This window comes from Flavobacteriales bacterium, assembly GCA_016704485.1.
Classification (GTDB): domain Bacteria; phylum Bacteroidota; class Bacteroidia; order Flavobacteriales_F; family PHOS-HE28; genus PHOS-HE28.
Map to the genome: position 1 here is coordinate 465,351 of JADJAA010000001.1, position 24,321 is coordinate 489,671.

A 24,321-nucleotide genomic window follows, 5' to 3' on the forward strand; every position below is an offset into this window, starting at 1 on the left:
GGCTTCTACATTCCGGTTTCAGAACGTGGTACGGTGACGGCCATGGATTCGGAGTAAGCCGTGTAGATGAAAATAAGGTGTATTTAACCAATGAAGACCATTATTTCACGTACGACAATGGAAGCATTACGAGTTACTACTCTAGTAGCCCAAACCACGAGCAATACCATGTCGATGTTGAGGATTTTGTAGAAAGACCCGGACATGCCGACGAGATTTGGATGGCCAACCATGGCAGTATCAATAGATCAACGGATGGAGGCGTGAATTGGGATTTTCAAGGAAAAGGCCTTGGTGTCGCAGATTGTTTCGGCACATCAAATTCCTATTCTGAGCCAGGACGTATCGCAATAGGATTATACCATGATGGCAGCATTCTTTCGGACGGTAACTTTGGGCCAAATTGGCAGCCGAATTGGTGGCAATTAGGCGGATTTGACGGGCAGCACCCTATGATTGACCCTGTTCAGGGTAGCAATATTTATTGGCACAGCCAAGCAAATTATTGGTTCAAACGCAGTATTGATTATGGTGTATCTGAAATTGGAGTCAGTGGAATTCCAACCGCATGGGATACACACAATGTAATGGACCCAAAACAACCAAATATCTTCTATGTACTTTCTCATAGTAAAATCAAAAGAACAATTGATAACGGCAACTCGTTTGAAACCGTGTTTGATTTACCTTCATTTTTTGGCATTCCTGTTGGTCTTTTTCGACTTCATATTGCACCCACTAATCCAGAATATCTTTATGTGAACGCTCAACTCTATTTTCCGGCACCTTCGCACTCCGGACAGCGTATCTTGCGAACTACTATAGCACGTGCTGGTGCATCTTCAGTTTTGAATAGCTGGGAAGTTATGCCTCTACCTTTAATCCCAGACCCTGACCCTGATAACGCAGGTCAGTTGATTGAAAAAAACTATAATCTTTGGATCGGGGATGTTGTAGTTGACAACCATGACCCCAATGTAGTGTATTATGGATTTAGTTCTTCGCTCGGATATACACCATCAGCCAGTGGTACCGAGATGCTCTATCGAATGGATTATAACCTAGCACCTGGCACTCCCGGATATCAGACTGATCTTACAGGAACCGGATCAACGAGCCTTCCAAGCGCTGGAGGAGGACAAATTTGTTTGGAGCGTGGAAGTAATGGCGGCATCTACTTTGGCACCGACGTGGGTGTTTTTTACACGAATGTTGACTACCAAAATGATGGGACTGGGTGGGTGTTGTTCGGTCCGGATTTGCCACATATCTCGATACGTGACCTAGACATTAACTATGTTGCCAATAAAATTCGTGCTTCCCTCCCTGGTAGAGGGGTATGGGAGCACGACCTATATTGTCCTGGATTGATAGACGCTGCTGAATCGGGAACTTATACAGGTGATTTGTTTTTGGAGGTGCAGAACGTCGTAACTTCTATTGCCATTGTGCCAGACAATCATAATATCTCATACCGCGCAGGAAATGAGATACATCTTCAACCGGGTTTTAGTGCAGTGGGCGGTTCGCACTTCCATGCGTTTATTCATCCTTGTAGCGAATCTGGCAACAGTTTTAAGAACAACTTAATACTAACTAATAATCCGGAGCGCACAAATTCGAGGTCTAACCTACCAACCGATAAGACCATATGGATTTATCCTAACCCAACAAGCAATGGTCAAGTCAATATTGAACTTTTAGATGACAATAATACGATTGTGACCGTGCACATTTTCAATATTCTGGGTGAACAATTGGCAATCAGAACTGTGAGCCACTCTTCCAATAACTGGATGGTTCAGATGCCAGACATACCAGGCAGCTATTTTGTTCGCGTCATTAATAGCTCTGGTCATGTATTCAATTGCAACGTCCAAGTGCAATGAGGAATCAAATACCTATTAATTTATCAATATCGCTTGTGTTAAGTTCGATTCCTTGCTCTTTACTCTCACAGTTTGATGCCTTTCCTGATTCATCTGCAAAATGGACTATTGGCTCTTTCGAAGGTCCAAACCAAGTAGCTTCATACGATTTGTATTTGCAATATGATAACGATACGTTAATTGATGGTCAAGAATTCGGAAAACTCAGGTTCCACCCATCTAATACGTACTACGGTGCTATACGGGACAATGGTAATGGACAAGTGTTTTACCACACAACAGATAATGAAACACACTTGCTTTATGATTTTGACGTTATTGTTGGTGACACTATTTTCGATGTTTATGTAAATGGGTTTGCTGTTTCTGGCTTGTTTGATATGATCGTTAGCTCTGTGGATACACTGTTCATAGCAGGCAGCGCTCATAGGCAAATTGGCATATCTACGTTAATAATGGGGCCACCAGCTGTGGACTTCTGGGTTCAAGGTATAGGCGGTAGCGGAGGTTTAGTATCTACGTGCGGATGCGGATCAGTATCGGGCTACAACTCACTTAGCTGCATGAGCCTTAATAATACCATCATGTACGGCCAGTTGGCCGGACAACAGGGAAGTTGCTTCACCGTAACGGACATTGTTGAGGAAGATAATTTGCATGCAATTCGTCCTTCCTCCAACCCCTCAGCAGCCCTATTCACCTTCAACCTAAAACAACCCAAACGCATTATAGTGTACGATGCTTTTGGCAGCGAAGTGTTGAAAACCTTCGGTACCAGCGTAGACCTTGGCGGCGAGCCAGAAGGGGTTTATGTGGCGCGGGTCTTTATGGGTGGCTTAGGGAACTACGCACAAGTGGTTCGGTTGGTTGTGGCAAGGTGAATTGTGATGAGTTTTCCGGGTCGTTGCCCGGAATGACATGGTGAATGGATGGAATGCACTTCGGTCCAAGCGTCGAAGTGTGGGATGACAGTTTGGAGATCAACATGGCGAAACGGTATACAGCGTGCAGAGTTGTACGGAACTACTTCTTTACCGCTTCTGCGAATAAGGATGTCGGATCGTGGACAAACCCGCCTTTTACATCCAATTCATAATCGCTCCATTTTGGTATTCTGCTCTCGGTGGGGCTCACTATGGAAACGTTCTCGAAGCCACATTCCTTGAGCAGCCGTGCCAGCGAGAACCGGTCATACATCCACAGGTGAACCTCACCGCCCATCCGGAATGCACCGACCTTTGAATTCGTGGATCGGAAGGGGTTCAGTTTTTGACGCAGCTTGCTTACTCCGAAATTCACGGCCTTCTTGAACATGAACATGGAAGAAAATGCTTTTTTCAACGTGTCCGAGACCGACCTTCCGCCACCTCCGCTTAAATAGCTGGACCGGATATCATTGCCAACGAATCCCGTTCTACCAATTACGAAATCCTCGTTGATCATTTTCGGTTGCCGGAGGAACTCCACCATATTGCCACCTGTTTGATTCCTGACCGTCTGATCGTAGATCTCGAGCATCATCCAATCGTAATTGGCTTCGTTCATCTCGCTCGGTGATTCCAAACATTTATTGAGGTAGTTCTTGTACTCGTCCACAATGTTCTCCAGATCCGGAACCACTACACGAATGATCCCGTTCGGTTTCAATACCCGACAACATTCCTTAATGAATGCATGTGCTCGCTCTTTTGGAAAATGCTCCAGGACCTGAGAGTGGTACACCACATCGAACGTATTGTCCGGGAATGGCATCCCTTTCAAAATGTTCGCAACGATCACATCAGGTGAGTTCGAGGCCATATCGATATTGACCCAATCGGTGTGCGTTTTGTTTCCGCAACCAACATTCAAATAATTCAATTTCGCCATCTGATCTGTTGTTTTTCCAGGACCACATGCATCATCGCTTATGCATGATAAGCAGGCCCTTGTGAGAGTACACCTGTCCGATCCGGGCGGCAAAGTAGGCCGATCTCGAATTAAAATCAACCACTGCTATCTTGCAAAGGGTTATTGGGTCACCGACCCGCGCATGTAGCAAGAAAAAGGAACCACAGATGTTCCGGGTCGTAGCCCGGAATGACACTGATGGACACAGATACTGAGTAATCAAATGCCTAAATGACCCGCGCTGAAGCAGGAACTCTAAGATGACTCCTTTGCGGCTGAACAAATTCACAATTAGTATTCCCTAGGTAAGGAGGAGCGTTGGAGAACCGATAGCCCTGCGTCCCGTAATAGGGATCCTGTCGATCTACTACCTTCCCCTCGTGAATGGCCACCGACGCTAAGACGTTCTTACGGAACCTTGTCCCTGACCCGGTTCTTGGGATCATCCGCAATTGGCGCGGACGCAAGGAGGGTCGGGCAATTACCGATCTCCAGCTCGTTCTTGACACGGCTCCTACTTCACCGGAATGGCTTTCTGCCGATGAATTAGAGCAGTTGTGTATTGAGTTCACATTTCCTACACCTTATGGATACGACGAAAATGCTGTTGAAGAGCGGGGGCAACAGCGTGCGGAATTCGTGCTGAACAAATTGAACGGCAAACCTGCGCAAACGTTCCTGGACCTCGCGTGCTTCGATGGCATGACCGCAGCAGCGCTGCAACGACAAGGCAGATCGTGTTGGGGTGTAGACCTTACCGACAGTGGTTTTGATGCACGTGCTCGGCATGCTGGTGTGCAATTCGCTGCGATGGATGCAAGCGCTATGTCCTTCGCGGATGGATTCTTTGACGTGGTCTACTCATTCAATGCCTTTGAACATTTTGAACACCCGGAAATCGTACTTCGTGAAGCTCTTCGCGTTACAAAACCCGGAGGACATGTGATCCTACGATTCGGGCCGTTGTATGCTTCAGCAAAAGGGTTGCATGCTTATGATCGCATTCCGGTTCCGTACTGCCAGTTCCTTTTTCCGTTGGAGGTGATGAACGGGTACTTAAGGAAAAACTCGCTTGAAGAGATCGACCCAGCTCATTGCAACCAATGGTCCGTGCAGCAGTTCCGCGAATTATGGAAGAGCGTTAGTGACCTTGCCGTGGTCTGCACCAATGAAGAGTTCACGTGGTTGGAGGACCTGCCGACCGTACGCCGTTATCCTTCTTGTTTCAAAGGAAAAGTGGGATCCGCGGAGGATCTTGCCGTGAATATTATTGAAGTGGCGCTAACCCTTCGGGAATGAAGAATTCAGAATTGAGAACTTTGAAACCGCGACTTCCCTCGAACTGCAAAATCAACCATTGGATGGCCAGAGATCCGCTGGGAAGCTAGTGCGCTGATCCTATTTTCAACCTTGTGCTCCTGCGAATTCCTTGAAGAACGCTACAATGCGTTTGCGGAACAACAAGAAGAGCAACAAATAGGGAACAGCCATCAGATACAGAATTCCCATATTGAGGCCGTGGCCAATGGTGCCTGGTCCGGAACCACTGACACCATTCTCAACCACTGCCTTGCACATGGAACAGCCCTGTGCTAAAGCAAAATCCGGCATGAGGATGAATATCGCGACGACAACAAAGAGAATTGACCTGGTGATCATGGGAGATCAAATATACATTCTTTAAATTTCTAACATTGCGATGGCAAGCGCTATCACGTCTTAGCTAACTTGATGTGAGAGCAGGATCGGGAGCAGAGCCGCACGGGACGAGATCTTTTGACAGGATTGCAGGATCTACAGGATTGCCCCCCGCAGCGGCCGGAGTCATGTACCAGTCGTGGTATCCCCATCTCAAAACGCGCTGGATCGATCGAACTGATCCATGGTGTAAAGCCAATTGCAACTGTAGCGGCCGATCAATAGTACGGGCTGATCAGGAAATACACGACAACGCCTGTAACGCTTACATAGAACCAGACCGGCCAAACCTTGCGTGCTAGCTTTCGATGCGCCGGCCATTGCGCGGAGAGTGAGCGATATGCCGTAAGCAGAATGAATGGCAACGAAGCGGATGCCAATATGATGTGTGTAGCCAATATCACGTAATACACAATGCGTATTGCCCCTTCACCGCCGAATTTTGTTTCGCCTGCGAACAGGTGATGCAGGATGTAGGAGGTCAGGAAAACGATCGATAGGACCAAGGCGGTCATCATCACCTTGCGATGCACGTTCCACTTGCCGGACCGCGCGCTGAACAGCCCGACCAAAAGCAAGACGCTTACCATGCTATTGATCACGGCGTTCACTTTTGCGAATACATGCACGTCCCAGTTGCCGGACGATGGTATCTGCACCCTGTTCAAGATCACAACTGCAAGAAATACGATGGTCGAAACGATCCAGATCCAGCGTTTAGCAATGCCCTCTGCAACTGAGATCGTTCGTGAAGGATATGGTTTGTTCGCCATTGTTGACTAGCGCTTGGCGCGCTCCGCCTTGGTTGCAGCGGCGTTCTTGATCTTTTCCTCCTTCAACAACATCTTGATGTCGCCAGCCAAATTATTCATGGCCTCCTGGTCGGTACCGTCGTAATATCCGCGGATGTGCTTGTCCTTGTCCACAAGCACGAATTGCTCGGAATGCAGGAAACCATCCGGCGCCATCACATCTTCTTTGGCAGCGAGATAATACCCTTCTGAACCTTGTAGATAAAGATCTGCTTTTGCTCCGGTCAGGAATTTCCAACGTGCGGTATCCGCTTCGAGCTTTTTGGAATATGCACGCAATACCTCTGGTGTGTCATATTCGGGATCCACGGAATGGCTCAAAAATAGCACGTCGTCAAAGGCGTCGTCATCCAGTTTGAACTGTAATTGCTGCATGTGGGTGCTCATCTTGGGGCAGATGGTCGTACACCGCGTGAAGAAAAAATCGACCACCACGATCTTCCCATCGGTCTGCTGCTGGGAGAAGGGCTTTCCGAATTGATCCGTGAACGTGAATGGTGGTATCGTCGCGTAGATGGTATCAACCACCATCTTTCCTTCTTTCTCCACAAGCACGGTCTCTTTGGGGCCGAAATAGGGCAGGTGGATGAAGTTATGCTTCACCAGACCCAACATGGGTGAAAAGAACAGGAAAAGACTTAGTATGAACGCTGCAAAGCCACCGAGCACAAGGACCTTGGTCCTACGGGAAGATGGTGTTCGATCGCTCAAGGCAGGTCAGAGGAACATTTCCCAAAGCCAACGTAAGTAGTTCGCTTCCCATATCGCAACGAACAGCAGATACAGGATGAAAAGACCGTATGGCAACAAGATGATCGCGCGGATGTTACGGCGCTCATCACCCAAGTGCATGAACGTCATTACAATATATGTGGCCTTTACCAATGTGAGTACCACGAATGTCCATTTCACCATATTCCAACTGTGGGGCATCCACTCTTTCCAGTAGGCACCCAATGCAACCTCAACGGTTGTGATCACTGCCAGAAGCGCCGTAACCATCCAGATGGTCCGGCGCATTTTGCGGCCGACCTCTTCGCTATGATGGGAGTCAAGGCTGTATTCAATAATATCGTCGCGCTCCATGGTTGATCAGAGTAGATAGAAGAAGGTGAACACGAATACCCAAACAAGGTCCACGAAGTGCCAGTAAAGACCAGCCTTCTCGACCATTTCATAATGGCCACGGCGATGGAAAACACCCTTGATCACCATGATCAGTACGATCAAATTGATGATAACACCGCTGAATACGTGGAACCCGTGGAATCCGGTAATGAAGAAAAAGAAGTTGGCGTATTGGGTTGGACCATATTCGTTGCGATCCATGTTCGCACCGTCAATATACGCAACGCGATCATCCCAGATCTTCATGCTCGCTGCTTTGTCCAAGTGGTGTGCGCCTTCCTCTGCGATCAAGTAATGACCTGCGGCGGCTGGCACTAAATGGAAGCTGTCATGGGCCGTAGGGTCATGTGTATCGTGCGCATCGTTGTGTACCCAATACTTCGCGCCAGTGGTCGTTGTGATATAACCGCCACCGCCGTGGATGAAGTGGCTCCATTCCCATGCTTGGCTGCCAACGAAGAACGCACCACCGATGACCGTAAGGAATAACCATTTGATCACGCCCTTCTTATCCATGCGGTGACCTGCCTCAACGGCAAGCACCATGGTAACGGAACTGAAGATCAGTATGGCCGTCATCAACGCCACATAGATGAGCGGAAAATTACCGTTCAAGAATGGTAAGGCGCGGAACACCTCTTCACCGATCGGCCAGGCCTCGGTGGTACTGTGTCGCGTAAACCCGTAGGCAACGAGCAGACCTGAGAAGGTAAGCGCGTCCGAAACAAGGAAGAACCACATCATCATCTTCCCGTAGCTGATGCTGAACGGGGAGCGTCCTCCTCCCCAGAGGACGTCGTTACTCAGGACTTTACTTGCGTCTCCGGCCATTGGTAGGTATTTCCGGTGGCAATGTTAGTGAACAAACTGCAAGAACAAAAGAAGATAAACCCAAAGGCCACCAAGAAAGTGCCAATAAACCGCGCCAGCCCAAAGGCCCACGTGGTTCTGCGGGGTATACCGCTTCTGTAATGCCATTATTAACATTACCACCAAACTGATCAATCCGAACGCAGCATGCGCAAAGTGCGTGCCTGTAAGGATGTAGAAATATTGACTGGCCCCGTTTACCTGCTCGGCCATATCCGAATTCAATGGGGTACTGAAGGTGACATCATCCTGGCTGAAATATTCTTCGCCCTGTTTTACTAACGGCGAATTGTTCGCCATTACCGTGTAATCCGTGCCGTATTCGCCTTTGGGTTGCAGCACATTGCTGAAGCTCAATACGTTTCCCATAGCAGCCAATTGGCTCCACCCTTTGAACTGATAGTAACTGAATCCGATCCCTAGCGCTAATGTTACCATGAGCAACTGCGAAACAAGGTTTTGTTTGCCGGCTTTTGCCGACATAAGCGCCGCATGCACTGTGAGACTACCGCCGACAATGAATACTGTGCTGAACCAAAATGCAGTTGGGAGGTTGAAGTTGACCCAAAATTCCGCACTACCTCGGCTTACTACGTAGGCACTGGTAAGGCCAGCAAAGAACATCACGATCGCGAAAACGATCAAAAAAGTGATCATTCGCCTGCTCTGGGTGGCACGTTGGGACTCCTGTTCCGGGCTGAATGCGATCGTTGTCATAACCTATCAAGAACATAAGCGATCTGTACGATCGGGAGGTAGAGAAAGCTCGCGAACATCAATTTACGCGCGTCCGCCTTGTCATGCGTACGGAACAATTTGAACGCCGGTACTATCATAACGAGACCCAGAAGAATACTGGTCCATAGTGCAAATGGTCCTACTACATCATAGACCCAAGGCAACATCCCTACGGGGATAACAAAAAGCGTGTACAGTAGGATCAAGAAGGCACTGCGCCGATCTCTTCCAGCAGCACTAGGCAGTAGACGATAACCCGCTTTGGCATAATCATCATTCAATACCCACGCAATAGCCCAAAAATGAGGGAACTGCCAAATGAATTGCATAGCGAACAACAGACCGGCAATAAGATCGAAATGTCCGGTAGCCGCAACATAGCCCAGCATCGGCGGGAATGCACCGGGAAAGGCTCCCACGAAGACAGCCCATGAAGAGTGCTTCTTCAACGGGGTATACAATGCCACGTACATGAACATTGAAAGGAAGGCAAGTATCCCAGTGAGCGGCCCGAATTGGAACCATAACATGAAGGTGGCCAAGCCACCCGCTATCAATGCTGCAGCTATAGCTTCGGCAGTGCTCAATGTACCTTGCACCAACGGTCGTTTTTGCGTTCGGTCCATTAACCCGTCCTCTTTGATCTCCAGCACTTGGTTCAGTGCATTGCTGGCTCCCGTCAATAATGTGCCGGATATGGCCAAGCCCAGAATGCCCATCCAGGAGAACGAGCCAACCGGAATACCGATCAAATAACCAAGAACCGCACTTACTACGACCAACGATGCAAGCCGTAGCTTGAATAGAACCGCTACCTCACGGAATTTCGCGATCGGTGTCGCTGTAGCGGTGTATGCAGTGGACCTTTCCAAGATCGAACCCCATTATGGCATATCCTGCACAGGGGGTTTAGAAGCCGCAAAAGTATCCATTGAGTTGGAATTGGAGCACTTCGCTACATTGTTTTTTCTTCCACCTCGAATCCCCCTGATGCTCAACGACCTGCGGAGCGATGAGGCCAAAAACGAACTATGGCAACTTATAGCGGACCTGTTGCTCCACATGTCTATCACGGAAGTAACAGACCACACCCAAACGAAAAACAAGATCCATTGTGTTCGTACCAAGTGTGGAAGATGCCGACCGGATCAAAGCAGACGCCTCCAATCGGGTAGCTGTAGCGGGGTCCAAGAGGTACCCGGCCCGGATCTCTCCATGGAACAGGCCCATGTCCGCAACAGCCCCCATGTAGTAACCAAAGTCATCCGGCTTGCCCTCATCATTCAAGGGCCGCTCGTTCTCTGGTCGGAATATGTTGTTGCCGTAGCTATACGCTCCTGTATCCATTCCAAGGATCGCGTAGCTCGTATGAACGCTGTAACGCATCCGCCCTTTCAGAAGATCGGCCTGCAAAATGAACTCGTTTGAATTACTACCATACGGGTGCGCAAGGGGTTGGCCGAATTGCGCATAGTTCTGCCGCGTATCCGAATGTGTATAGATGAAGGGGCGTATGTAATTCCATTCCACACGAAGCGTAAGGCCCTTCACCTTGAAGACATCTCTTGCAACAATACCAAGCTGTAAAGCCTGTTTGTTCGCATACCAACCTCTTCCTTCCCGCACTCGGAAGAATAACATTTCATCCAGCATCATCTGTGAATAGACCAGCACGTGCTTGCCCGCCTTCACATTGATAGCGACACCCAATAGGGCGTTGTCCGGTGATCCAATATTGTATTCCGTTGGGCGATAGAACAGGACGGGGTTGACATAATTCATATCAAATCCGCGTGGATACAGACTGTCCCCAGCACTGAACACGATCCCTTCGAATACTGCGAAATTGATACGGGGGGTAACGTTGTATGACAGATAATGCATGCTCGCGTACTTCTTGCGGTAATCGCTCGCAACACCATTCGCACCCCGAATATCACTCATCATGGTGAAGAGGTTCACATACTTCACGTGCCAAACGCTTGTAGTGATCTTCAGGTACGGGTAGCTGTATGCTTCATCTGAAAGGAACAACGATCGATATCCTTCACCAAAGGAATTCTTACCCTTCCCAAATGTGAAATTGAAGTACTTACTCGCGTCCCAGCTCACATACCCATTCCAGTCATAATGCGCATAGTTCGGCTTCGACCCATATGCATATCCTTCGCCCGGGGTAACTTGTGTTGCCCGTATCAGTGTATCCACATAATTCGCATAGCGTTCACTCCATGCCTGGCCATCCAGATGGAATGTGAGCTTGTCATTCACATTATAGTCCGTCCAAAATCCACCACCGCCGCGATAAATCGCCGCTCCCTCCGCACCGGTGTCGTAGCCTCCGTTGGCATCCACCAACGGACCCCAGCGAAATTTTCGACCATCGGTCGCACCAGCCCATTTATCCAACACGTTCAATGCAGCTTCAGGACGAAGTGTATCAGCCCCCTTGAGCAACGAAATATCCTTTCTGCGGTAAGGACGAATAGCGGTATGTTCATTTGACCGGTACGCTTGTTGTGCTGTCGCATAGGGCATCTCAACATCACGGCTCAACGGCAACCAGCCCGCTTGAGCAAGTGCTCCGCTCCCGAAAAGAACAAGACAGAAAAAAAGAAGAACGCTTCTCATTTTCGTTCGCGCTTGGGCCATACGAAAGGGAGCATGGCCAATACGACCGCCGAGATCCCCAAAACCATTAACCCGATATTGGGGTGCCACTTACGTGTTACAAAGCTCAACGCAATAATGACGCACGCATAGCCATACAGACCGAAAGTAGTTCCTCTGTGTCCAAAACCCAGATCAAGCAATCGATGGTGTATATGATTGCGATCCGCAGTAAATGGTGAGACTCCACTTGCCGCGCGCACAACGAATACACGCAACGTATCCACCAACGGATAAGCAAGCACGGCCATTGCAAAGATCGGCGTTGGTATCTGCTGCAAATAGACCGGCAAACGCGATGTATCATGATCGATGACCCGAATGGCGAGAACGGCGAGGATCGCGCCGATCATCAACGACCCACTATCACCCATGAATATCCGGGCCGGATGACTATTGAACACCAGGAAACCGACCAGTGAACCGGCAAGGACGAATGCTAGCAACGCCATGGCAACATCACCAGCCATATAGAGCCACCAACCGAAGCTTATCGCCGCTATCAGACCTATTCCACCCGCAAGACCATCTACACCATCGATCAGGTTGAAGGCATTCACTAGAACGATATATACGAAGAACGAGAACGCAATGCTCAGCGTAATAGGTAATTCGTACACGCCGAACAGCCCATGCATATCCTTGATCCGAATGTCTGCCATGACCACGAGGATATACCCTACTACCATGTGGCCCACCAATTTCTTGACCGGTGAGAACCCTATGATATCATCCTTTACGCCAATGAAGAACAGCAACACCATGGATGCCAAAAGAAATTTGAAATCCGTATAGGCCAAACCCATGGCCTTGTAGAGCATTTTATAGTCCGCGTCCGGCATACCCAACATGGCGCCTTTTGGAAACCATAAGGAATATGAGAAGATGATCGCCGCGAAGATGATGATACCACCAATGGTAGGCACACTGCGCTGGTGCAATTTCCGCGCTTCGGATGGCTCATCGACCAAATGCTTCATACGTGCCACCTTGATCAAGGATGGCATAGTGAACAACACCACGAAGAATGATGTAAGAAAGCCCAATAGGATTATGTAACCGTGCTCCTTCACGTGATCAAAAGTCGTAATACCGGTTAAAGATCGATGTACCAAGGACCACGTAAACATAGGTGCTTTGAACGTTATCCGAAGTATCCTGAAGATCTCTTCTGCGAACACCTACCGCAAAACGCAAATTCGTCTTTGGATTGAATAAATAAGAAGCATTAACATCCATGAAAAGAAGCTGTTGTTCCGGACCAGCCGTCGTTGAGGCACCGCTATCCGGTCGATTCAAATTGCTACCACGATTCTCCATTGATGTAGTATCCGGATGGTACAATGCAAGATTGAATTTAGCCTGCAAACGTAACCGATCCGCGAAGGTCTTATCAATGATCGCGACAGCCTCACTGAAATAGGCTCCCATTGGGTGTGCCATGGCCAAACCACTGTGGACATAGTTCAATTGCACAGGATCCGCCATGTACATAAAGGGTTGTACGGAATTATATTCCAATTGAACGTTCAAGTGCTTTATGCCAAGGTCGAACATGCGGACGCCAGCCTGCCAAGCATAACGCTGGCGCTCCGGATCATCCGTCGCAAATTGACCATAGACATATCCTTTGTCAAACAGTTTTACCTTCAGGTCAGCACCTACGAGACTTTTATAAGGACCATGGAACCCGTTGGATAAAACGTTCACGCCGATCACCGGGTTCAATTCCAACGGATCAAATGGTCTAACCCCATTGTTGTCGATATTGCGAAAGATCGTGCTTTCGAAAAGGCCAATTTCCACTCTGCCCAAGTTGACCCCAAGGTGATGGAATCGTGCACGCATCCATGAAAACAACGACTCACTGGATGCGCCGGTCAGTAAGCGATCCGCAAGTCCTACGCCATGTTGCAACTTGGTATGCCAAGTGGTGTATTGCCAGCGCTTATTCGGACTAATAAAACTGAACTCATAATACGGAGCAGGCAATGCGTTATCACTAAGTAACACTGACCGATAACCGTGACCTACGAAGTGTTTACCATGCCCGAGCTGGACATTGAACCATTTCGCTGGTGAGTAAGAAACGTTGGCTTGAGAAAAACCGTAGTCCATCTTGGCACCTCCAACGAATTTTACGCGCGCTTGGCCACTTAATGTGCCATCAATACGTGTATCCAAAAAGAGGTATTGTGGAAGGATGGTTTGCGTTTCATGGAACATTGTTTGGAACGAAACCTTCGGACCAAGATCCGCCGTGATCCTGAAACCACGTGTATTCTGGTAGTATTTATTCGTGTCGGAGTATAGCGTCGCGTCGCCCGGATCAAATCCGACCTCGAATGCAAAAAGCGGGTCGATCGTAAGCCTTGCATCGCCTTCATGCACATCAAGGAAGTGATCACGGTACAGCTTCTCGGTCAGACCATAGTAGTACTTCGTGGTGTCCTTAATGTATCCAAGTGTTCCACTAAGGTCCAAGCGCGACTCGAGCATTGGTTTCAGTCCTGAGATGGCCCGGCTCTCAATTTTTGTCGCAACGCGTTCAATGGTTTCGCTATAGTCGTTCTGTAGGATCACCACGTTCTGTTGTGCGGACGCGGTAGAACATCCCCAGCAGAACACTAGAACGACAACTATGCGGATGGGGTTCACTGGAAATTCGCGTATGGGCCTGCAATGTAGGGCGGAAGTTCTTCATGCGATACACACGCCAGTTGAGCGTAAGGAGCACTCTGCAGCATAGCTGTAAAAAGAAGAACGCCCGACATATGCCGGGCGTTCAATTCTGTGGAAATGTGTTCTATGCTTTGGCCAGCTCACTTTTCGTAAATTCAGCGTAAACAGAAGTTATGCCATCGCGTAGGTCGATCTTGTGTTTCCAGCCAAGCTTGTGCAGCTTACCGACATCCATCAATTTACGTGGGGTGCCGTCGGGTTTATCCGTATTCCACTTGAGCTCACCTTCATACCCAACGATATCCTTGATCATCTCCGCTAGTGCTTTGATCGTTAGATCCTCGCCAGTTCCAATGTTCACGAACAACTCATCGTTGTAGTTAAGGAGCAAGAAATAACACGCATCCGCAAGGTCATCCACATGAAGGAATTCACGCATCGGCGAACCCGTGCCCCAAACTTCAACACTCACGGCATTGGTGATCTTGGCGGTGTGGAACTTGCGGATCAGAGCGGGTAATACGTGACTGTTGTTCAGGTCGTAATTATCATTCGGGCCATAGAGGTTCGTCGGCATGGCGCTGATGTAGTTGCGGTCATACTGCCTCCGGTAGCTTTCCGCCAATTTGATCCCTGCGATCTTGGCAATGGCATACGGCTCATTGGTCTGCTCCAATAAGCCAGTCATCAAGCTCTCTTCCTTCAACGGCTGTGGAGCCATTTTGGGATAGATACAGGAGCTTCCCAGGAACAACAGTTTCTTCACATCGTTCTCATGACTGGAATGGATGATGTTACTCTCGATCATCAAATTCTCATACAGGAACTGCGCGCGATACACGTTATTCGCATGGATACCACCAACTTTTGCCGCCGCGAGAATTACGTAAGCTGGTTTCTCCTTTGCGAAGAAATCGCGAACGGCCTGCTGGTTGGTGAGGTCCAATTCCTTGCTTGTCCGATACACTAAGTTCGTATGCCCTTCAGCAGTAAGCTTACGCACCAATGCACTTCCCACCATTCCACGATGGCCGGCTATGTAGATCTTGTCTGTCTTATTCATTGTTTATTATTTAGAGCGATACAGGCATCATGCCCCATTGTGGGCATAACTTGGTCACCATTCGGTCGGAACAAATTCCACTTCTGGGCGCATCATGACGCGCTTCCGGGCGCATCATGATGCGCCCCTCCAGAACGATTGCCGGTTGCCGTCATTCCTGTTCGTGCAAAATGGTATGCCCGCCTTTCTTCAGATAGACATCCCGCTTGAACAATTCGATATCACTTTGAACCATTTCGGAAACCAATGCCTTGAGGTCGTATTTGTGTTTCCATCCAAGAACGCGCCTTGCTTTGGAAGGATCCCCCTCCAAATGATCCACCTCTGCTGGACGGTAGTAGCGCGGGTCAATGGCAACAAGTACCTTGCCTGTTTTCTTATCGCAGCCCTTCTCCTTCGCACCTTTACCTTTCCATTCCAACTTCACCCCGGTCTGGGCAAAAGCGAGTTCGATGAAATGACGTACGGTGTAGGTCTTTCCGGTAGCGAGAACAAAGTCGTCGGCCTTCTTGGCCTGTAACATCAACCACATTCCTTCTACGTAGTCCTTTGCGTGGCCCCAATCCCGCTTCGAATCGATATTTCCAAGATACAATGCATCCTGTAATCCTAAACTGATCTTCGCTACCGCGCGGGTGATCTTACGTGTTACGAAGGTCTCTCCGCGTAATGGACTTTCATGGTTGAAGAGGATCCCATTACATGCGAACATATTATAGCTCTCGCGGTAATTCTTGGTGATCCAGAACCCATAAAGTTTGGCCACGCCGTAAGGACTTTTCGGATAGAAGGGTGTTTCCTCGTTCTGCGCTCTCGGCAGTACACCACCGTACAGTTCACTGGTGCTTGCCTGATAGAAACGGGTCTTCTTTTCCATACCGAGGATGCGGATGGCTTCCAGAAAACGCAATGTTCCAATACCGTCCGCATTGGCCGTGTACTCCGGCATTTCAAAGCTCACCGCAACATGGCTCATTGCCGCCAGATTATAGATCTCATCCGGCTGGATCTCCTTGACCAACCTGAGGCAATTGACACTGTCGGTGAGGTCACCATAATGCAAATGGAACGGACGGCCTTTCTCATGCATGTCATGATATAAGTGGTCGATACGATCGGTATTGAACAAGGAGCTACGGCGCTTAACACCGTGAACTTCGTATCCTTTGTTCAGCAATAGTTCGCTTAAGTACGCTCCGTCCTGCCCGGTAACACCAGTGATCAACGCTACTTTGCGCTTCTTGGGTGCAGCCACCGGTTTCTTAGCCTCTGTCGCTTTCTTCGTCACCACTTTCGCAGTGGGCTTCTTCGCAGCGGCAACTTTAGTTACGGTCGTGCGAGTCTTTGTTGTCTTCCGTTTGGTGCTCATGTGTGCTTATTGTACGATGAACCAATTGTTCACCAATTCGTTCTTGTTGTATCTCATTGGACCGTCCGTGGTCACATCGATCAATTCTTTTCCTGCTTCGTTCGCAATGGCATGTCCGGCAGCAGTATCCCACTCCATGGTGGGTGCATACCGCGGATACACATCGGCCTTGCCTTCTGCTACCAAACAGATCTTCAACGCACTGCCCATGGCCGTTAACTCCACGGTGCCATGCTCTTCTTCCTTTTTGGCAATGAATGCGGCCGTCTCCGGACTTTGATGGGAGCGGCTGGCGACAATTGTGTAGTTCGTCGTCTTCTGAATCAATGGCAATCTATGCGACATAGCGGCACGTTCATACGCGTTGGTAACGGAAAAGGTTGCTGCTTGCTCGTGCTTGTATGCACCGCCACCTGCCCATGAAAAATAGAGCACATCCGTAACAGGTACATACAACACACCTAGGATCGGGGAACTTGTTCCGAGCGGACCGGCCGGCTGATCGTCGCGTTCCATCAATGCGATATTGATGGTGAACTCACCGTTTCGTTTTATGAACTCCTTTGTGCCATCCAGGGGATCCACCAACCAGTAACGATCCCATTTCTGGCGTTCATTCACCGTCAATGTTCTGCCTTCTTCGCTCAGAACCGGGTAGCCTGTTTCCGTTAGCACCTTCACTATGGCCGCATGTGCACGCAGGTCCGCTTCGGTGAGCGGTGAGCGATCATCCTTCAACGTTACTTCAACAGGTCTGGAATAAACTTCCAAAATTTCTTCTCCAGCTTTGAACGCGGCGCTTATAGCGGCGTTCAGATGTGGTAGTAGTTCGGATCCGGCTTGCATGCAATGGCCAAAGTTAACCGGGCATGTCCGTAGCGAAACTCCGGTAACGGGCAGATGTCAAAACCGAATTGTGTGTAGAACATGGCAAACAAAAATTGTTCAACGGGCTTTCCATCACTGCGCTATGTGGCACCGGATGCGTTATCGGGTTCCAACATAAAGCCTGAACTGCACGGGGTCCGTGGAACCGGTCGATCACTTTAATGTTCTGTATCAACGAAAAACCCGGCAGCCTATGGTCCACTTACGCAGAACCAAGACTACCGGGAAGCTCTTATGGACCTACAGCAGATCCAAGAATGCTGTTCGATCAGGCCTTGCCCATGATCTTGAACATGCCTGTGCCGCACTTGGTGCACGTGCCCTTCATGGCACGACGCCCGTTGGCCATAATGTTCTCTTTCGGATCTTTCATCATCCGTTTTGCTTTGCACTTTACGCAATAGCCTTCTACTTCAGCTGCCATATTCTTTGGAGTTTTGAGGTTAGTTATGTCATGCAAGGTAACTGGATCGCAGGTTTATTGTCCTATTGGTTTTCAACACGTGTTAGCGGATAACCGTACCATTGGGCACCTTTCGTTCTACTGTGGCAACGACAATGTGACCATTCTCATCCGGAAAACCGGTCACCAAACACTGCGACATCACGCTCCCTACCTGCTTTTCCGGGAAGTTCATTACTGCCATCACCTGCAACTCAATGAGGTCCTCTTTGTTGTAGTTCCTCGTAATCTGCGCACTGCTCCGCTTAATACCGTAAGGGCCAAAGTCGATGGTCAGGACGTAAGCAGGGTTGCGTGCGTTGGGCAGATCGGTCGCGGTAAGAACAGTGCCAATACAGATCAGCACTTTCTCAAGATCGGACAAATGGACCATTTCCATGAGGTTCTATTGCGATAGACTCACACTTTGCCCAACCGCTCATGGTATCGGGCATTCAAAATTTCATGCTTTGGCCAGAACGCTGGAGCGATCCGGTTGTGCATATGTTCGACCAGAATATCCAAATGTGTATGCCAGCCACCTGAAATACTGAGCAGGTCCTTGTGATCCGGTAGTCGGTGGTGCGTGAGTACCAAGAGCACTTCATTGCCTTTTTCAGTTAATTCGAATACCACTTCGGAGAGTGCCTCCGCACGAGCACCCCATGTAAACCCGAGCACATTGGGTGGTTCGCAACGTGTGATCTTAGCTGCCATTCTGTGTCCCTGTGCATATTTCTCAGGCGTCTCACTGGGTGCAGCATCCAAGGTGCTGTGCAACCAGAACAGGTCAACTTCACCGCCAACACGCAGATCCATGTTTCCACTGGCCAGCCATTTGGTACGTTTTTCCGACTCGGTAAGGTAGGCCCATACGCGCTCGATAGGCCCAGGTAATAAGCGCTCGAAGCGGATGGTATTCGGCGCTATGATGGTTCCGTACTTGTTCATCTTCGTTGTTGTTCGTTAGTTGAATTTCATTCTTTAGTGGCATCCTCGGTTCGAAGGAGTTGTTCCAAAGCATCCAAGCGACCGCCCCAGAACATCCGCGTCTCCTCCATCCATTGCGCCGCAGAATCCAAGGGTGCGGACCGATAACTTAGAAAATGGTCGCGTCCTTTCCTGCGACGCTTGACCAGTTTGGCGCGCTCAAGTACGAGGATGTGCTTGCTCACGGCATTCAGCGACAATCGAAAGGGTTGTGCTAGCTCTGTCACACGTGCCTCGCCCATTGATAAGCGTTCCAGGATCGCACGGCGCGTTGGATCCGCAAGTGCTAAGAGCGTCCTATCAATGGTTCCGTGATCCGTCATTGGGTACAAATATATTCAACCTTTTGGTTGAATATTAAAAACATGCCTTTCACAATGAAGATCCTAGGGAGAATGTGATAATGGCCTGGACCAAACCCTAATGTGAACACTATACTTTTGTTCCACTCGGATGCCGATAACAACTCCGCAACCCCGATCGGATCCAAAATGGGTCGAAGCTCGGTTCGATCGGATCGCCAGATCGTACTGGTTGTTCGAGCGATTGTTCATTGTGCCACGTTCAGCGCGGACCCGAGCTATTGGAAAGCTGGGCCTAGGGCCGGACGACCGGGTTCTTACAGTTGGATGTGGGAGTTTCCCCGAACTGTGCGAACTTTCAACCTTGGTCGGGCCGAAAGGGGCGGTGGTCGGTATCGATCTCTCCGAGAAAATGCTTAGAAGAGCCTATGCAAAAAAGACAGAACTTCAGCTCAACAATACAGAGCTGATCCATGCCAACATATTCAATTACACCAACGAACAGTCGTTCAACGCGATCTACTTCCCTTACTCATTGACAAGTTTCGGAGAACCTCATCGTGTGTTGCGGCACATTTGGGATTTGTTGGAACCTGGGGGACGACTGGTGGTTCTTGATGCACAAATACCCGCGATGGTCCGTCCATGGGCCGGACCAGCAATGCCGTTGATCCGATCTTTCATGGAACGAACCGTGGTTGGCGACCCGGACATGGAGCCATTGGCAGAATTGAAGAAACTCGGTTCACCCGTTCAAGTGGAATACATGCGCGGTGGCGCACACTTTATCGCGCAGATCGAAAAATAGCCCAATGGGGTCGCTATCAGAAATGATAGTTGACGGATAACGTCCGTAGCGGGTTGGCGAAATTCACGAATTCACACTTCCCTTGTTCTGCTTTCACATTGTCGCGTGTTCTGCCAATTCCGATCGCATAACTACCCTCTCCGGATATGGAGAAATGCGTGGTGGCATGGAAACGGATGCCGAACAACGGTGATGCCAGAACCTGTTTTGTAACGGTGTTGATATCAGCTGAGACAGGTTCGATCATCGGACCTGCGTAATTCACGTAAATCCCTTTTTGCTGGATCCGGCGGTAAGAAAAGTCCATACCTACGAAAGGCTGTAATCGCGAACTACACAAGCTTCGCTCCAGTCCTAAACGCGCTTCTACCGCTGTCATGTTCACTGACTTGTAAAAATCACTTGCTACAGGAACGTCCACTCCTGCCAACCGGGTCCCTTCTTGATCCTTGGAACGGAATACATCGAGTCCCATTCGCAGTGCGCCTTTGTTGCAATGTGCCTTATACATGAATCCATTGCCGTAGCTCCAGTCGCCCCCTTTCGGCCCTTTAGTGCCTAGTTCTGCATTGATCCAACTTACAGCATTGAACCCGATCTCCTGCCTTCCGAATTCAGGTGATTCACTGGATAACGGACAATTGCCATGCGTGAGTGGGCATTCTTTCTGAGCGGCTGCTCCGAGTTGGAATGTACCAAGAACGATGCTGAGAACAAGTATGCGCTGGTTGTGTGGCATGATGCTGTTGTTAAAGCGAAGGTATGTAACCCACTGAAATTTTGTGGGATCTGCAATTGGTCGTAGGATATCCACGCACATGACATTAACCGTCCTCAATATCCACCACCACCACCCTGCCCAACTTCGATCGGGTGCCAAGTTGTCTTAACTTCCTGAGTATCGAGGATCATATATGGGTTCTCGGCATCTGCTTTCATCCAATCCTTCACCTTTGGAACTACGACGCGTTTCATGTTGCTCGTACTTTCGGTATCCAATAACATGCGCTCTTCCTTAGTAGGTTGATCGCATACAACAGCGTTAACATCCATGTGCGAAACGAGCGGCTTCAACAACTCGCTCCGAAGACCAGTAAGCAGATTCACAACACCACCGGGCAGGTCGCTAGTAGCAAGAACTTCAGCGAAGGTCACTGCGGGCAATGGGTGTTCTTCGCTCGCAACTACAATGCAAGTGTTACCGCCTGTGATGATCGGAGCAACCGTGCTTACCAAGCCGATAAGGCCACTGGTACTTGGCGCCATTACGCCAACTACACCTGTTGGTTCGTATACACTGAAGTTGAAGTGGGCGCTGTTCGTCGGGTTCACGCTGCTGAATATCGCTTGGTACTTATCGCACCAACCTGCATAGTAGATCCATCGGTCTATCGCTGTAGTAACCTCGGCTTCCGCTTGCTTTTTGGTGGCTCCGTGGAGCATGATCTCATGCACGAATTGTACACTGCGCCCCTCCAACATTTCACCGATGCGATAGAGGATCTGCCCGCGATTGAATGCACTGCGTCCGGCCCAACCACCAACTGCTCCGCGCGCAGCGATCACACTTTCGCGCACATCCTTACGACTACTTCGACACACGTTGGCCAACGGTTCTCCATCTTCGCCTTGTGGTTGATAATAACGCCCGCTTTCCGTCCGAGGAAATTTTCCACCGATGTAGATCTTGTAGGTCTTCATCACTGGTAGTCGATCCGGTGTCGTGGAAATGCCATTGGTAGCATGGCCGTTCCCGGAAGGCTTATCGGTCTTGGCTGAAGTGATAGTAGACTTTGTTGCGGTCTTGGCCATGGAAATTCAATTTCGTAGGCGAAGTTACGACAGTGTGTTGAAGTGTATTACTGTGGCACATTCGCCATAGTTGAGTATAGAATGGCAGGCCGTTCATCGCGATCATTTGCTGAATGCCAGAACTTCGTAATGACCGTGGACTTCAGTATTGGCTGTATGTTCGCATGGTGAGCGGCTTTCTTCAGCAGCCGACCAATGCTTAATAGACCGAACAGTATCTCCTTGCCATGCTCACTGACCCGCAGTTGGGCACGGATAACAACAAGCAGGACTTCACCGATCAACCTTGATCGTGCATGAGGCAACGTGGACGGATCCTCCTGATCTTAGTGATATTGAATTTCGTTACCAGCGCTGCTTCTGCCCAGGAAGATTCGCTTTGGCGAGTATGGAATACCCTCGAACTTCCGGATAGCGCCCGGCTCAAAGCACTGCAGGTCCTTGCTTGGCGGGCCGTCTTCCTGCAACCGGACAGCGGTATGGTGCTTGCGCAAAAACAATTGGACCTAGCGGATGGTATCGGAGATGACCGAGCACGTTACGAGGCGCACACCACCTTGGCTGTTGGCAGCAGCATGAAGAGCGACTACCCAGTTGCCTTGAAGCACCTGCAGCAATGCCTTGCCATTGCCCATGAATTGGGCGACCTGAAGCGCGAAGCGAACGCATACAGCAACCTCAGTAACGTGTATCGAAACCTAGGAGATCTGCCTAAAGCCCTTACACAATTACAGAAGAGCTTAAGTATCGATACGCAACTCGGCAATGACGAAGGGCTGGCAGGTACCTATAACAATATCGGCAACGTTCACACCGAGCTCCACGATCTGGACGAGGCCTTGGAGAACTACGAACGCAGCGCCGCCTTGTATGCCAAAGAGAACAATGCGAAGGGCCGCGCACAAGCACTGATGAACTTGGGCGCCACGCATTTGGATCGGGGTGACCGCACTTTGGCGCTGGAGGAATTCAGCCAAAGCCTTGCTCTTTACCGCGGCATGGGACGCACGCTGGAAACCGGCATGGCCTTCAACAACATGGGCCGCGCATATGGCGAGCTTGGACGGGCTCCAGAGGCCTATGCCGCTCTCGATTCCGCATTTACTTTGTTCACCGATATCAACAGCAGTCGGCAGCTTGCACGCAACCTCTATTACCGAGGTACCTTACTTCTCCGACAAGGCAATGCCAAAGCAGCTCGAATCGCTTGCGAACAGGGCTTACGCATCGCACGGGAGCTGGATCTTGACCTGCAGCGCAAGGAGTGCAGCGAATGCCTGATGCATGCCTACGAGCAACTCGGAGATCTGGCGAGCGCTTTCCGCGCACAGAAGCAGTTCATGGCCGTGAGCGATTCACTTGATCAACGCAATAACGCCAAGGAAGTGCTACGCTTGGACCTTCTCAGGCAATTCCAACAGCAGCAGATGGCGGACAGCTTGGTGGCAGAACGGGCGCGTTTCGCTGTGGAACTTTCACACAACAAGGAATTGGGCCGTGAGGAACGACGACGCAACTTGCTTCTCTTGGGCGCGGCCATCTTAATACTACTAGCAGGCGCGCTATGGAATCGACTGCGTTACACGCGCCGTTCGCGTAGTGCCATCACGCGTGAAAAAGAGCGCAGCGATGAACTTCTGCACAATATTCTACCCCAGGAGGTGGCTGCAGAATTGAAGGCAACGGGTCGCGCCGAAGCACGTCATCTGGATGAGGTCACCGTGCTGTTCACCGATCTCAAAGGTTTTACCGAGATCAGCGAGCAGCTCTCTCCAGCTGATCTTGTTGCAGAGCTGGATACATGCTTCAGAGCCTTCGATACCATCGTCGCGGAACATCAGGTGGAGAAGATCAAAACCATCGGCGATGCGTACATGGCCGCGGGCGGTGTGCCCGAAGCCCGGAAGGACTCGGCGGCGGATACTGTGCATGCAGCGCTAGCAATGCAACGCTTCATGGAAGAGCGTTATCGTGAACGCACCGCCTTGGGCCTGCCCGCCTTCCGGATGCGCGTGGGATGCCACAGCGGCCCGGTGGTGGCTGGCATCGTTGGTAGCCGAAAGTTCCAATACGACATCTGGGGCGACACCGTGAACACGGCCAGCCGCATGGAAAGTAGCGGCGAAGTAGGAAAAGTGAACATCAGTGGGGCAACGTTGACCCTCTTACGAGAACGATCCACCGACCCGTTCCATTACACCGCTCGCGGCCGGGTGGAAGCGAAGGGTAAAGGCACCTTGGAAATGTTCTTCGTATCCGAAGGCTGAAGC

At 49.8% G+C, this 24,321-nt stretch carries 26 protein-coding genes; 5 read left to right on the forward strand and 21 right to left on the reverse strand.

Features of this window, described 5'->3' with window-relative positions; translation table 11 throughout:
- Positions 1 to 77: 77 nt before the first annotated feature.
- Entirely contained in the window at positions 78 to 1,889 is a 1,812-nt protein-coding gene (locus IPF95_02050; protein MBK6473474.1) for a T9SS type A sorting domain-containing protein, read from the forward strand.
- Positions 1,886 to 2,770 (forward strand): hypothetical protein, encoded by an 885-nt coding sequence (locus tag IPF95_02055; GenBank protein MBK6473475.1) that lies wholly within the window; start codon positions 1,886 to 1,888, stop codon positions 2,768 to 2,770. The genes IPF95_02050 and IPF95_02055 overlap by 4 nt, the downstream gene beginning before the upstream one ends.
- Before the next feature lie 142 nt (positions 2,771 to 2,912).
- Here the strand turns inward: IPF95_02055 and IPF95_02060 are convergent, their stop codons facing one another.
- The gene (locus IPF95_02060) at positions 2,913 to 3,758 is read right to left on the reverse strand and encodes a methyltransferase domain-containing protein (GenBank protein ID MBK6473476.1); all 846 of its coding nucleotides are present in this window, start codon (positions 3,756 to 3,758) and stop codon (positions 2,913 to 2,915) included.
- Positions 3,759 to 4,163: 405 nt separating this feature from the next.
- On the opposite strand from IPF95_02060, the gene IPF95_02065 reads away from it, so the two are divergent.
- On the forward strand, positions 4,164 to 5,078 hold the full coding sequence (locus tag IPF95_02065; GenBank protein MBK6473477.1) for a class I SAM-dependent methyltransferase: 915 nt from the start codon (positions 4,164 to 4,166) through the stop codon (positions 5,076 to 5,078).
- 105 nt (positions 5,079 to 5,183) lie between these two features.
- Here the strand turns inward: IPF95_02065 and IPF95_02070 are convergent, their stop codons facing one another.
- The 17 genes from IPF95_02070 to IPF95_02150 form a co-directional block, all read right to left on the reverse strand.
- A complete protein-coding gene (locus tag IPF95_02070; GenBank protein MBK6473478.1) occupies positions 5,184 to 5,438 on the reverse strand; it encodes a hypothetical protein in 255 nt (84 codons plus the stop codon).
- Positions 5,439 to 5,695: 257 nt separating this feature from the next.
- The gene (locus IPF95_02075) at positions 5,696 to 6,250 is read right to left on the reverse strand and encodes a DUF420 domain-containing protein (protein ID MBK6473479.1); all 555 of its coding nucleotides are present in this window, start codon (positions 6,248 to 6,250) and stop codon (positions 5,696 to 5,698) included.
- A gap of 6 nt (positions 6,251 to 6,256) precedes the next feature.
- Complete coding sequence (locus IPF95_02080; GenBank protein MBK6473480.1) at positions 6,257 to 7,000, reverse strand: SCO family protein; 744 nt, start codon at positions 6,998 to 7,000, stop codon at positions 6,257 to 6,259.
- A gap of 6 nt (positions 7,001 to 7,006) precedes the next feature.
- Entirely contained in the window at positions 7,007 to 7,375 is a 369-nt protein-coding gene (locus IPF95_02085; protein ID MBK6473481.1) for a cytochrome C oxidase subunit IV family protein, read from the reverse strand.
- A 6-nt stretch (positions 7,376 to 7,381) separates the two neighbouring features.
- Positions 7,382 to 8,248 carry a cytochrome c oxidase subunit 3 gene (locus IPF95_02090; GenBank protein MBK6473482.1) on the reverse strand — a complete coding sequence of 289 codons (867 nt, stop codon included), beginning with the start codon at positions 8,246 to 8,248 and terminating at the stop codon, positions 7,382 to 7,384.
- A 24-nt stretch (positions 8,249 to 8,272) separates the two neighbouring features.
- Positions 8,273 to 9,004: a heme-copper oxidase subunit III gene (locus tag IPF95_02095; GenBank protein ID MBK6473483.1), complete on the reverse strand. Its 732-nt coding sequence runs from the start codon at positions 9,002 to 9,004 to the stop codon at positions 8,273 to 8,275.
- Positions 9,001 to 9,897 (reverse strand): protoheme IX farnesyltransferase, encoded by an 897-nt coding sequence (cyoE, locus tag IPF95_02100; GenBank protein ID MBK6473484.1) that lies wholly within the window; start codon positions 9,895 to 9,897, stop codon positions 9,001 to 9,003. Before cyoE ends, IPF95_02095 begins: the two co-directional genes overlap by 4 nt.
- 157 nt (positions 9,898 to 10,054) lie before the next feature.
- Positions 10,055 to 11,656, reverse strand: a complete 1,602-nt coding sequence (locus IPF95_02105) for a hypothetical protein (GenBank protein ID MBK6473485.1) — start codon at positions 11,654 to 11,656, stop codon at positions 10,055 to 10,057.
- Complete coding sequence (locus IPF95_02110) at positions 11,653 to 12,768, reverse strand: undecaprenyl/decaprenyl-phosphate alpha-N-acetylglucosaminyl 1-phosphate transferase (GenBank protein ID MBK6473486.1); 1,116 nt, start codon at positions 12,766 to 12,768, stop codon at positions 11,653 to 11,655. Before IPF95_02110 ends, IPF95_02105 begins: the two co-directional genes overlap by 4 nt.
- A gap of 4 nt (positions 12,769 to 12,772) precedes the next feature.
- On the reverse strand, positions 12,773 to 14,353 hold the full coding sequence (locus tag IPF95_02115) for a hypothetical protein (protein ID MBK6473487.1): 1,581 nt from the start codon (positions 14,351 to 14,353) through the stop codon (positions 12,773 to 12,775).
- Between the two features lie 148 nt (positions 14,354 to 14,501).
- The gene (locus tag IPF95_02120; GenBank protein ID MBK6473488.1) at positions 14,502 to 15,440 is read right to left on the reverse strand and encodes a GDP-L-fucose synthase; all 939 of its coding nucleotides are present in this window, start codon (positions 15,438 to 15,440) and stop codon (positions 14,502 to 14,504) included.
- Positions 15,441 to 15,591: 151 nt separating this feature from the next.
- Complete coding sequence (gmd, locus tag IPF95_02125) at positions 15,592 to 16,809, reverse strand: GDP-mannose 4,6-dehydratase (GenBank protein MBK6473489.1); 1,218 nt, start codon at positions 16,807 to 16,809, stop codon at positions 15,592 to 15,594.
- 6 nt (positions 16,810 to 16,815) lie between these two features.
- Positions 16,816 to 17,655: a 3'(2'),5'-bisphosphate nucleotidase CysQ gene (gene cysQ / locus IPF95_02130; GenBank protein MBK6473490.1), complete on the reverse strand. Its 840-nt coding sequence runs from the start codon at positions 17,653 to 17,655 to the stop codon at positions 16,816 to 16,818.
- A gap of 310 nt (positions 17,656 to 17,965) precedes the next feature.
- Complete coding sequence (locus IPF95_02135) at positions 17,966 to 18,121, reverse strand: hypothetical protein (protein MBK6473491.1); 156 nt, start codon at positions 18,119 to 18,121, stop codon at positions 17,966 to 17,968.
- A gap of 82 nt (positions 18,122 to 18,203) precedes the next feature.
- Positions 18,204 to 18,539, reverse strand: a complete 336-nt coding sequence (locus IPF95_02140) for a tRNA-binding protein (GenBank protein ID MBK6473492.1) — start codon at positions 18,537 to 18,539, stop codon at positions 18,204 to 18,206.
- Positions 18,540 to 18,559: 20 nt separating this feature from the next.
- Positions 18,560 to 19,090 carry an SRPBCC family protein gene (locus IPF95_02145; GenBank protein MBK6473493.1) on the reverse strand — a complete coding sequence of 177 codons (531 nt, stop codon included), beginning with the start codon at positions 19,088 to 19,090 and terminating at the stop codon, positions 18,560 to 18,562.
- 26 nt (positions 19,091 to 19,116) lie between these two features.
- Positions 19,117 to 19,452 (reverse strand): winged helix-turn-helix transcriptional regulator, encoded by a 336-nt coding sequence (locus IPF95_02150; GenBank protein MBK6473494.1) that lies wholly within the window; start codon positions 19,450 to 19,452, stop codon positions 19,117 to 19,119.
- A gap of 130 nt (positions 19,453 to 19,582) precedes the next feature.
- On the opposite strand from IPF95_02150, the gene IPF95_02155 reads away from it, so the two are divergent.
- A complete protein-coding gene (locus IPF95_02155; protein MBK6473495.1) occupies positions 19,583 to 20,239 on the forward strand; it encodes a methyltransferase domain-containing protein in 657 nt (218 codons plus the stop codon).
- A 16-nt stretch (positions 20,240 to 20,255) separates the two neighbouring features.
- On the opposite strand, the gene IPF95_02160 is transcribed toward IPF95_02155, so the two are convergent.
- From IPF95_02160 to IPF95_02170, 3 genes are all read right to left on the reverse strand, one after another.
- Positions 20,256 to 20,978, reverse strand: coding sequence for a hypothetical protein (locus IPF95_02160; protein ID MBK6473496.1), 723 nt, complete (start codon positions 20,976 to 20,978; stop codon positions 20,256 to 20,258).
- A 95-nt stretch (positions 20,979 to 21,073) separates the two neighbouring features.
- Positions 21,074 to 22,051: an aldehyde dehydrogenase family protein gene (locus IPF95_02165; protein ID MBK6473497.1), complete on the reverse strand. Its 978-nt coding sequence runs from the start codon at positions 22,049 to 22,051 to the stop codon at positions 21,074 to 21,076.
- Positions 22,052 to 22,098: 47 nt separating this feature from the next.
- Complete coding sequence (locus IPF95_02170) at positions 22,099 to 22,335, reverse strand: hypothetical protein (protein MBK6473498.1); 237 nt, start codon at positions 22,333 to 22,335, stop codon at positions 22,099 to 22,101.
- 12 nt (positions 22,336 to 22,347) lie between these two features.
- On the opposite strand from IPF95_02170, the gene IPF95_02175 reads away from it, so the two are divergent.
- On the forward strand, positions 22,348 to 24,318 hold the full coding sequence (locus tag IPF95_02175; GenBank protein MBK6473499.1) for a tetratricopeptide repeat protein: 1,971 nt from the start codon (positions 22,348 to 22,350) through the stop codon (positions 24,316 to 24,318).
- Positions 24,319 to 24,321: the final 3 nt, after the last annotated feature.